The organism is uncultured Fibrobacter sp. (assembly GCF_946062555.1).
In the GTDB taxonomy this organism is placed as follows: domain Bacteria; phylum Fibrobacterota; class Fibrobacteria; order Fibrobacterales; family Fibrobacteraceae; genus Fibrobacter.
This window is the reverse complement of record NZ_CAMGVQ010000087.1, coordinates 1-11971: the sequence shown is the minus strand read 5'-3', so window position 1 is coordinate 11971 and position 11971 is coordinate 1. Positions and strand designations below refer to the sequence as shown.

Below are 11971 nucleotides of genomic sequence, written 5' to 3'. Positions count from 1 at the left end.
CGGCAGGAACCTTCAATGTCAACGTATGCGTACCCGCCGCGAGATGGACGGACACGCCAGAAACAGTCACTGCACGCCAGGTATTGGAAACGGAGGCTGTCCCCGTCAGCAGATTTGATTCGCCGACATAAATCGATTTATCGCCAACGGTCGCGGACCTTGCGTACAGCACGACATTATAGTCCGCAGCATTTTCGACGATTACGGACATCGTAAGTGTCGCCGAATCACCCGATACAAGATACTTGTTGCCAGCCACGGAGCAGGAGAACTCATTCGAGAATCCGCTCACGGCATCCATATCCTTCACGGCGACAACGATGACATCGGAAACCTCCCCCGCATCGGTGACGGGCTTCGATAGTTCCTCGACTTCAGCAGCAGTCAACGCACGCGAATACATGCGGATGTCAGCGATGTTCCCGAGATAGGACGGGGCACTACCGTTCTTGCCCATGGAGAACGCGCCTTCCAGTTCTCGCTCCTGTGAAATTCCGGAATCCCGGACTTTCTTCAATTCACCATCGACATAGAACTTGACATGGGCCGAATCAACGGTCACGACGACATGCGCCCAAGACTTTTGTTGTGAAGGGAGTATTGAACCAGAATTCCAGATAAACGGACCTTCAACAAGTCGCAAGGATTGCTCATTTTGCATAAGGCGAATATCGAGTCCACCAGGTCCCCCAAACCCAAGAATATTATGCCATTCGTGATTGCCGTAGCCCAATTTGATTCGTGCCTCGAAAGAGTACGAAGGAGTACTCCCGAAATCGACCAAGCCATTGCCGGATGCGAAATCTGTACCCCTGCCAAAATACAAGCCGACATCACTGCCCCAAGGGTTATTCACTTTTCTCAAGTCCAAATCATGACCCGTTCCAAGCAGTTCGTGCGTAATTTTACCGCTACCTTCACGTGCAGGGTACCACAGGGCAAGTTCCGTCGGATACGGGTAAAGTTTTTCGGAAGTATACCCCTGTTCCGCATGGTTATGACCATAATCTTCCACACGCATTTCCATGGAGAGGTAGCAGCCGGTGCATTCGGCAAGCTGCTTTCGGGAAATACGGATACTTGCAGACACATGACCGGCAGAATCTGGCACCACGTTCATGACACGCAACGTATCGCCCCCGAACACCGGCGTCACGACCACGCGGGCAATGCCCGACTCGGAATCATACACATCCGCAGTCGCCGTAAAGATCCGGTCAAGAACCTCGGAAGAATCCTGCACAGAGAGGTTCCTGATGGCAGGACGTAGAGAATCCGTATAGACTCGCGGACCGGCAATCTGCATATCCATACCGAGAGCAGAAACGCCCACGTAGCGCGATTCATAGACACCGGTAGAAATCTTGCCCAAGCCGGATGCACCGGAAGTCTTGGAACCGTCATAGATTACCGTATCGGGAATCTCGCCGCGGATTTCGGCTATGACTTTTCCTTCGCGATAGAGCGATACCAGCCCGTAACCCGGATGCGTACAGCTTGCGCCGTATGCCATGTAGCCGTTGTCAAGGCCAAGCCACAACGAATCGGATGGAATGGAGCAAGCAAACTGCGCATTCACAGTCAAAGCACGAGCCACTGCCGGAGCTGCAGGGAGTTCTTCCATATTTCCTTCCGCATCGGGTTCGCCAAGGGCAACCACGAACACGTAGCTGGTATCAATGGCCTTACCGCGAGAAGGCAAGGCAATTCGGGCAAAACCGTTGGAATCCGCAGTAAAAGCGAGTTCTACGGGCGGAGTAGCATCACCGCGGTTAGCCCACAGCGAATCATCATCTACATACAGCCTAAATCTCGATATGCCGTCCACACGGACCGTGCGATTCGTAGTCGAGGCGATTTCAGGCAAAACAGTCACGCTGAAGTTAGGAGTTTCCGCAATGCCGGAAGCCATCGCCGTAAACACGGAGAAGGTCCTTGTCTCGGCGGAAATCAGCAGGTAGGCCCAAGTACTGTCATTCCCTGCACAATCCGTTTTTGTCATCTTATTACTTTCGTCGCATTTTAAAGTGTCAGTTCCATCCATAACGGCACTTCCGTCTGCATTCAGGAACCCATAGAGAGCATTTTGTAACGGAACAAACCTCTTGCCCGTGAAATCCACCTTGTACAACCTTACCGTCTGCGGTGTTGCACGCATCGCCACCATCTCCTCGCGACTTATCTTCATCTGTATACGCGGAAGAGCGGAAGTGTTGGCAAATGTCATTGACGGCAAGACTTCCACAATCGGGCCCTTGAGAGCCAGATTGTTGAACACTTCGAACGAGTAGTCCGACGCCTCAACTATTCTGACCGTGACATTTTTGACGGTATCGACCGAATTCTTCGGGAATGTGACACTGGCTTCTTCAAACAGGGACTTGACCGTATTGCCACTTGTCGGCTCCACAGCACGTCCGATAATCATCTTGAACTCAGCAAAATTATATGCAGTCTTATCTCCCCAAAGGAGTAGGAACTGCGTATTCCCCTGCAACTTGTTCACATCGAACCAACCCAAGCGATACCAGCCTTCTTCATCATTGCTATCCAGTTTCACACCGTTTTTCCACTTGATAGAATCCAGCATGGGACCAGGAATGACATAGAAGGCGGTATCATTCAAGTAAGCCACATCGTATGTGTAGTTTTTCTTTAGGTATGCCCGCAGTTCGACAAGTTCCTTGGGGCGTTTATCCTCGATGGAATCGACCGACTTAAATCCTATGGTCATATCCGAGGAATCCGGGAATTGGCCACTGATATTCAGATGGGAGTGAGCGCTGGAGTCCAGTTGTTCCAACACAGCAGAATTTACAACAACATTTTTCACCCATTCGTCATCATTTTTATACAGGCGCTTCATTGACAAAGCTATGCTATTCGGGCGCACAGGTGTTATCGCAAGAGCATCTTCAGATTTCCGGTAAATTGTATCTTCCTTAAGCGAATCGGCCTTGACATATAAGGTGTCATTGGTAGCGGACAACCTAATTGACGAAATACCACCTGAAATCTTAGCGGAATCAACCCCCAAGTTGCTTACCGAGGCATCAACCTTATCACCGACAAGATTGCTGAGCACCATTGTAATGGAATCGAATTTTACAAAGAATCGACTGCTGTCGGCATCAAAGTTCCGCGATGAAAGTTGGACAGGGAATTCAAGTTTCTTGTCCCCGAATTTCGAGACATCGACACTATCCCTGAAAAGAGCTTCTAGCGATTTAGCACTTGCGATTTCAGGCGAGTTCACCATATTTTTTATGACACTATCGCCACGCATCATTCGGGCTGCCCATACAGAGTCGGAATAATCGCCGTAATAGTAGTGCGCACGCGATCCAAAGTCGTAATACTTATAGCAAGGTGCAGTTCTGTTGTCCGTAAATTCCCATTCTTCGCCTGAGACTTCACAGGAGTCTTTTACATGCTGTTGCCAATTTGCCGTAGCAGGATAGGCTATTGAATCAACAGTAACTGTTCCTAGAGCCTTGTTACGTCCAACATAGAACACAACGGAATCAGTCCCTGAATAATATGGAGTATTCGTTACAGCCATGTCATTGCTTGTTGCATATAAGACACATTTACTAGTAGCGTCGTCATTCCTTTTGAAATTTGCATTTACGGTAGGGGTACAACCTTGTAACCCTGCCCCACCAACAACTGCAACCTGGAAATAATCAAGATCATCGCGCGGACTATAAAAGTGCAAATCGAAGCGGGCGTCCTGCATATGGGCCGAATCCTCGTCAGCAAACAGGAACGTATTCTCACCACCACCCATTACCGAAGCGGGGTACATCGGCAGATACTGGACTTCAAAGGGCGTCAAGAGTCCATAGGTCTTGTCTTTTTTCCACGTATTCCCATCGTAATAGGTACCGACGCCGATACGACCATAAGAATCAAGGGCTTTCAGATAACCGTTCGCATCACCATACACAGTTTTGTTCGTATGGTCGAAGCGGACCGTGCGATTTACAAGGTTATCCATGCCGAACGGGGCGTTCCAATAGGCAGAATCGGGGATTTCCAAAGAAAGATTAAACCTTATCCGTTCATTACGTTCAACATCATTAAACCCGCAATCATTATGGACTTCACCCATACCGGAATAAAAAACACCATCAATAGGATTCAAAAACACATTAAACAGTTTCTTGTTGGGGTCATATCCACTAGTGTTGTTCAAATTATCACTAGGCCCATAAACACAGGTTGTACTATCATCCACAACAAGGCAACCGACAAAAGCCTGTTCAAAAACAAATGGAACAGTGTCTTTGCTATATCTATTATCATCTGACTGCATAGGCAAAGAAAATGTTTTACTCCATACAGGAGTTATCTGGGTCGTATCTATGGGAATAGTTTCTACTCCATCTTTTTTGGCATATTCTTTTACCTGATTATCAAGGAACGCATAAAGGGTTAGATAGTTATATCTTTTTCCCGACAACCCTCTGCCACTGCCGATATCGCCTATATGTTTGTTAATATCAAAGGAAGCTGTTCTATTGGCTTCACCAAACGTAAACTTTCGAAGATAATAAAATATTCGCTTATCATTATCTTCATGAACACCCTCTCCATAACAGTTGGCATATACTGTTGCAACATCCAGTTTTGCCATAATAACCAATTTCAGTTCCTTCCTATGTCTCTTTATCGCCAGGCTAAAGCGTTTCGGCTCGTACTTGAGAATCTGTTGCGTTCCCGAAATTTCGCCCTTCAGAGGAATTCCGTCAACAAGCGAAGAATCCGGCAATTTCCACCCACCTATATTAGCCTTGACCAGATAATCCGCAGTGGGTTCATACCGGTACATTCCGGGATTTCCATAATCGGGATTGGCTTCGGAAACATAGATTGCCGGAACCGTATTGTTAGTGTCCTTGGGATACGTGGGGGACAGATCCCTCATGGTTTCTGCATACTTTACACGAAATGTCGCTATTGCCGGGGGCGGAGCCTTGGAAGAATCTACAGGAGTCGCCGTTATTTTCAACGTATACACACCTTCATTCGCAACCGAGGTTCCATTTATCTTTCCATCCCAGCGGACTTGATAGGCACTGTCGCTCACGTTTGCCCGCTTTATTTCCGTCGTATCTTGCAACACCGCGATACAAGCACCGGAGGCATCCACGATGCACGCCATTACCTTGGCATCCCTGTACTTGACGCCATATTTCGCCACCATGGAACCAAGCTTGAAAGCACGCCGTTCACACAGGCTATCCGGTGTCGTTTCGTCGGCACAGACAAGCGCCGTATCCTTTTCCATAAGTGTAAAATCGGGCAAGGTTGTATCGGGGAGCACAATCTCGAGTTCGGGGAGCTTTACCTTAACCTTCACCGAATCCCTGATTACATACGGGTTGTTCGCGATGTTTTCGGTAATTTCGGCATAGACCGTCATGTTTCCTTCCGCCGGGAACCTTCCCGATTCGGGACCGGCCCACCTGAAACTGATTCCGTACGCTCGCGGATCTACGGTCCAGCCAACCGTCAGCGGGTTGAGCGTATCGCTACTGACGAGTCCGTCCGCTACCCAGTAGAAACCGTCGTTTTCCTTTTCCCCGAAATAGACCTTCATTTTTGGCAAGAAAGTATCCGCAAACGCATTTACTTGCGATACATGGAAAGCCGCCGTTGCAGTCATCACCACATGGCCCTCGTTCCCGGTCAGAAGCATCTTGCTGTTCACGGAAGAAAGCGGGCGCAGCTCGGGGAAATCCTCAAAATACTGCCCCGACGATGTCGGCAAGGCGACCATACCGTAATCATGCTGTCGAGTTTCGCAATTTTGGGCATTATTCCCGTCAGGTCCCTCGCAGGTATGGCCAAAGCCGAGCGAGTCGTACGTCACTTCCAATGTATCGCCAGCGGCAAGTCCATTCCATTGAAGATGGTAGCCGTCTTCCTGTTCATAGAACCACACGACGGACTTGCCAGAGGAAGTATCATTCGGAGCTCCGAAGTACGGATTGCGCCAGGCCTTCGAGACAGATTCATCGAACATACCCACGCCAGCGGCATCCTTGGCATACACACGCATCATGTAACTGCTATTGAACAGTCCCGACAAATGCAGGGAGACATCCAGCGTATCCTTGCCGACAACCAGGCTGTCTTTCGGGGTAACTACGAAATGGCGCTCTACACCCGCCGAATCAATCATTCCCAAATCAACCCACGCAGTATCTGTCACCCACAGGGAATCGGGCCCGTTGATGCAAACGGTATCGGCATCCGCGGCGCAAGTTCCAAGTTCGATTACGTAAGATCCTTCAATATAATTCCCGTTTCCGAGATTACGGTCGAGGTATCCCAAAACGGCTTCATTGCTCTGCGAGACCCTGGAAACATTCCGGTACTTGTCATTTTGCAGGGCAGAAACTACGGAAATTCCCGACGTTTCCCAAACAAGTTCACCGTCTGCGCCAAGCGATTCGACATTGGCATAGCGAAGCCGATAAATCGTATTCAACGAATCCGCAAGCCTGTAAGGCGGAGCGATACCCGTAATGGAGACCAGTTTCGCAGTCGCACGTTCATCGTACGGAGAGGTGATTACCGGAGTCCGTTCGCCCATGTAGAACAGGTCCGTCTTGAAGGTTGCATTTCCGGCGGCATCGATACAGGCCACTTCCAGGTAGCACTTGCCATGACGGCCTTCCAGGGAATCAATCTTGAACTTCACGGAGTCATATTTCAACGTTGTTGTAGGAATCAGTTTCCAGCCGGTCGTATTCCCGCAACCGCCTATACGGTAATGGCATCGCATTCCGGTGCGGTTGGTGGCTACATCATGGCGTTCATCGGCAGAAATCGTCGCCGAATAATCCTTGAAAGAATCCGGATAGACGAGTTTTGTACTCACCAGGCTCTCGATGTATGGCGCGGTCTTGTCGACACGCAACCTTTTCGGGAACGCGTAGGCGGAGCTGTTGCCGGCGGCATCGCGCACGTGGGCGCGGACTGCATAGTCGCCGTCTTCGAGACGCATGCCGGACATTTCCGTCCAAATGCCGTTCACGGCATCCCCGTCCTTGACCCATACGGAATCGCCTGCGTGGTCAACCTTCGCGGTATCGCCCTGGTGGATAAAATTCCAGGCGACGGTCACGGGAACACTGTCGCGACCGCCTAGGGATTCCGTTAGCTTGTACGATATTTCAAGCAGACTGTCTTCGGTTGCGTAATCGTACGCATTGTTCCGGGCTGGTCTGGAAAGTGCGGAATAGGCTGATGCCGAGGTGGAACTACCCCGCATCGCGCCGTCACTCATTACAGGGGCCCGCGTATCCACGAAGAAACTGTCAAATACGACAGACGAATTAACAAAGTCGTTCGGATCGGGCCAGAGGGTATCCGCAATACTCCCCGGATGGGAGCTGATTGCATCTACGAGGTCAACCATTTTGCCGTAAACGTCGCTGTCGGGCACGGCGTAGTCCACGGCATAGGCCTCGATACAGTAATTCCCGTCGCCCTTGCTTCTAATGGCATCACGAGTCACGCAGTTCCACTGTATTGCGAACTCCTTCGAGGCCACATCGGCCATTGCCGGGAAATCCGCGACGCGGGTCTTGCAACGGTTCAAGGAATCGCCGTCCATCTTTTTCAAGGCAAGCCGCATCGCGCGGATATCGGGAATTCCATTCCCAGTCCACGAGAAGCGTGCAGCGAAGGATACACTGTCGGGGTTGACGACAGCGCCCTCGGATGCGAGCGCGAACGCGGGCGGGGTTCTGTCAACTTTAAACGGCACCTCGTAGGTATTCGAGGAATCCTTGGACGCGGTGTCGGCAATGTTCTTGATATCGACAAAGAACTTCCAGAGGTATTCGCCCTCATGCGGGTTCTCGTCGGCGTGGTTCGAAGCGAAGTACGCACTCGAGGAATCGTAGACGATACCGGTTTCACTTGCGCCGGACGCAATCAGCGACGAATCGATGTACCATTGGACTTCACGATCCATGGACTGTCTTTCCGAGACCTTCGCGGAATCCAGCGAGAGGTAGTGAATCTCGTCCTTCGCCGATTCCGCCTTGAACCCCTGATATCCAAGTGCGCTCGCATAAGCCTTGAAGCCCTTGATCTTATTCAGGACCACGTCGCGCTTGGGCCATACCGGATCCAACTTGTTCGCCGTCGCCTTGAACAGGTAGTAGAATCGTTGCGTATTGGAAAGACCAATCTTGTTCACCGTTGAAATCGTGACCGTGTTTTGGTTGTCTTTCTGGATAGCGAGAAGATTCGGATAGAAGTCGGTTGCGATAAAGTCAAACCGACCGTTTTTCTTGACGGGGTGAGGAACCTTGTCTATCGTATCGCGCCTAGTCTCTACCCTGCGTCCATTAACATCCGCAGAATCCACTATGATTACAGGATTATCCCAAGAGCCACCACCGGAGCGTTTGTACACTGTACACGCCGTCGAACTCGTATCAGGCTTGGTAATATCGCACTCCCAGGCGATTTCTTCCTGGAAGTTAAAGTTCATACGGATCTGACGTAACCTGTGCGGCATCAAATCGTCCACGACAAACGAGTACTTTTCAATCCAGTCCTCGACCGTAATCGCGGGAACTTCGTAACGCTCCACATGGCGGATGGGGACACCACCTGGATTATCGCTACCATCAGGCTTTAAGCCATCCACCTTTTCCCAGCGGTCCACCTTCACGCCCATCTTGGACCAGTCGGATTCGGAATGGAATTTCAAATCGCCCTTTCTAAACTCTGAATAATTCTTTTTCCCATTCGATGCAACAACTTTTCCATCGGCACCGTACAGGCCAATCTCGCAAAGTTGCTGTTTGTTTGCATCATCAGCCTCATAGTAGCACCCCGGTTCTACAGTCCGCAAGGTCGAATCCGACACAAAAAGTCCCAAGTTTACGAACGGCTTCTCGTAGAGGAACTCTTCCATGAGCAATGGGGTAACGTTTCTAGTTCCTCCCTTCATCTTGGTGTATGTATTTGCATCAGCAAACCACTGCGATTGATATTTCGCCATCACAGGAGACTTATGGGAATCAACAAAGTCTTGTGCCACAGGTAAAACAACCTCCTTTATTAGAGGAACCATGTTCCCTGCGGCAACCGTCACAGCACCAATTTTCGCAGCTACGCAAGCAATCTGATTCCACGACAGCGCAACATCTATGGCTGTCAGACCAGCAATAGTCAAGGCAATAGCATCAACTAGCATATTTGAGCCGGCAGACTCCGATGCGTGTATAGCCGCATTTAATCCAACTTTTTCCACATTCACATTTGGACTTAACAACACTTCCGTATTGTCCGCTCTGCCAGATTCTGTCGGAATCAAGGAAGATCCGGTTTCTTGCATAGAAACGCCCGCAACAGCTCCAAGCAAGGTACTTAAAAAGACATTACCAAATTTAATCCCAGCAGGAGCATCTGATGAAATCTGCGAAAAAAGATTGCCCAATGAAGCCGTAAGTCCATCAGGAATAACCAAATCCATCGAATTATACCACCCTCTGCCAGGGTCAGTAAATGTCAAAGCATTTTCAGCATAAAGAAGCCTAAACATTGGCAAGGAATCCGTCTTAGTCCTTTTTCTCAAAATTTCTATACCCGGCTCATACGAATCAAAAATATCATCCAAAAGGTCCGTATCAGGGTTTATGTATCTGACCAAGGGATCTGTATATTTATACCCATAATCTAAAGCTATATTCGTAATAGACTTTGCAAGAATCTCCACCCAGTTAGAAAGGAATGATACAGGCAGAGCAATAGCTGCAATTTGATTCTGCTTCAGTACAATTGCCAGAGTTGACCATGCCGCGATTTGAGCAAAGGTTTCCACGCCACCAAATATTGATGTAGGCCTAGGATCAGCCAAATCAATAAGCATAGCTAAAGCCCCTGTACCTTCATGAGGGCTATCAAGAGTAATAACCTTATCTACATCATGATTGTAGTAATCTCCCTGCACATATTCACGGGATGCAACACCACCCATGCTGTGTGCAACAAGGATGTTTCGTGAGGGAATAGTACGATAAGTATTTTTCAACGAATCCAATCTCAAGGAATCCAAATTATTCTGTCCATGTGCCCGTATTTCTTGAGCCTCTTCGATCAAAGATCGACGGGAAGAACAACCATCCGGTCCTTTCCATGTTCTATCACCGATTTCAAGAGCGTTATATGCGGGCGATTCTGCAGGATTTGCAAAAGAACGCTGAATATAAATAACCGACGATGTAAATGAGTCAGTGACAAAAGGGTTCCCATTTTTGTACACATAATCCTCAAATACGGCGGAATCTAACCAACTCGTAACAAGCCCATCATCTCTTTCGTGTGGTCCACCAAGCATTCCAGGTGCACCACCTAATTTCCACGACGAGTCTTTCGTTGTCTCATAGCGTTTTTTCCATTCAAGCCACGAATATGCATCTCTAACATTATTTTGGCACTTTCCAATAAATCCACTTGATGAATCAGCTGCGCCATGAATAAGGACAACATTGTATTTTGTCACAGATTCCATTGGACGAGGAGGAAGAGCAACAGAAGTAGAATACAGAGTTAAAAAAATTAGAACAAAAAGGAAACGTTTCATTAATTTTCTCCTACCACATATAAATCTTCCGCATTATAGAGTACTTCTTTTCCAGATGAATCCGCAAATGCGGATACATTCATCCAAATTTCAGGAAATTGATTATCAAAATGTTTATTCACAGATAGACCCTTTAAATAGAATTTGGGATTTGAAAATAAATTTGATCTTGTATCCATCGAATTCAAATAAACTTGCGCAATAGTTCCATTCCATTTAACAGCGCCCTCAAAATAATCGCCAACATAAGCTTCATTCTTTTTCAGATTTAAAGAATCCATCAGCATACCATCTATAACAAGCCAAACCTTCTCATCTCCAAAATTTGACTTTTTTAGCCCAGCAAGCGCTCCATCCAAATAAACGACATCTTCGCAATCCTTAAGCCAAGCGAAATCTTCTTCCGCTAAGAGTTCGTTCACATTTCCTGTTGATGTATCCAAAACTGCATAGTTACATCCCTTAGCCCCAATCAATAGAACATTTCCATTTATCCACGGCCTAAAACGTGTAAAATTGTAGCCGTCATACCCGTTACAGGGACTATTCCATTTCATTTTTTTTGTTGATTTCGGTTTTTCACCTATTTTCCAAAAACCAAATTCGCTATAGTCATCCTTAAGAAAAATAACCGTAGAATCTCTATAGAACCCACTCATAAATGCAATGACAAGATTCGAAGTATCACCCCAATATATAGATTGTTTTTTTCTATAGTTAGCAAGGAATAATCCGTAATTTTCGCATCCTCCATTACATTCATCATAACCCAACGGGCCAACACCTTCATGACACACGCTGTACGAACGGCAGTTATATAGCAATACCAGAGAATCATCTACAAGCGAAACAATCCTCGGATCAGAGCGTTTGCCCCATTCGAAGGAGTCGTCCGTACACCCCCACATGCTTACGCTCGCGAGTGCGAGCGCCAAAATCGCAAACAATCCTTCAATTTCAGGCTTTTTCAACAGATTTTTCATACTCTGTTCTCCTTAAAACTTTTTCTGCGTATTTTACTACAAAATAATAGCAAACCAAGTTGCATATTCAAAGCACCAGTTCCTTCATGGGGACTGTCTAACGTTATTATCTTATCTACGTCTCCATTGTAAAAATTGCCCTGCACGTACTCGCGGGAAACGACTCCACCCATAGAGTGGCCGATAAGGATGTAACGTGATGCTAGTTGGCGATAAAGATCGGGATTTCTACGAATCGTATCTAGCGCTACTTGACCAACATATAAAGAATCTTTTCCGTTTTTTGAAACCTTAAGAGAAGCCTTTACCTCTTGTGCTTCTTCAACCAAAGCACGACGCTTTCCAAATTTCTTATCCTTATTCCAAGTTC

Annotated in this window: 2 protein-coding genes and 2 pseudogenes; all 4 read right to left on the bottom strand. The window is 47.8% G+C overall.

The genetic code is table 11. The annotated features are described in order from the left end of the window. Positions 1–9229, bottom strand: a 9229-nt coding sequence (locus Q0P86_RS15650; RefSeq protein ID WP_295040752.1) for a LamG domain-containing protein, incomplete at its 3' end; no start/stop codon positions are given. 699 nt (positions 9230–9928) lie between these two features. Then, positions 9929–10372, bottom strand: a pseudogene (locus tag Q0P86_RS16985) (esterase/lipase family protein); the annotation flags it as partial. Positions 10373–10617: 245 nt separating this feature from the next. Continuing rightward, positions 10618–11601 (bottom strand): hypothetical protein, encoded by a 984-nt coding sequence (locus Q0P86_RS15645; protein WP_294984397.1) that lies wholly within the window; start codon positions 11599–11601, stop codon positions 10618–10620. After that, positions 11598–11971: pseudogene (locus tag Q0P86_RS15640) on the bottom strand (hypothetical protein); the annotation flags it as partial. The pseudogene Q0P86_RS15640 and the gene Q0P86_RS15645, both read right to left, overlap by 4 nt.

Excerpts from the sequence above, each read along its gene's own strand:
- Q0P86_RS15645 (WP_294984397.1), bottom strand. The coding sequence starts at position 11,601 with ATGAAAAATCTGTTGAAAAAGCCTGAAATTGAAGGATTGTTTGCGATT.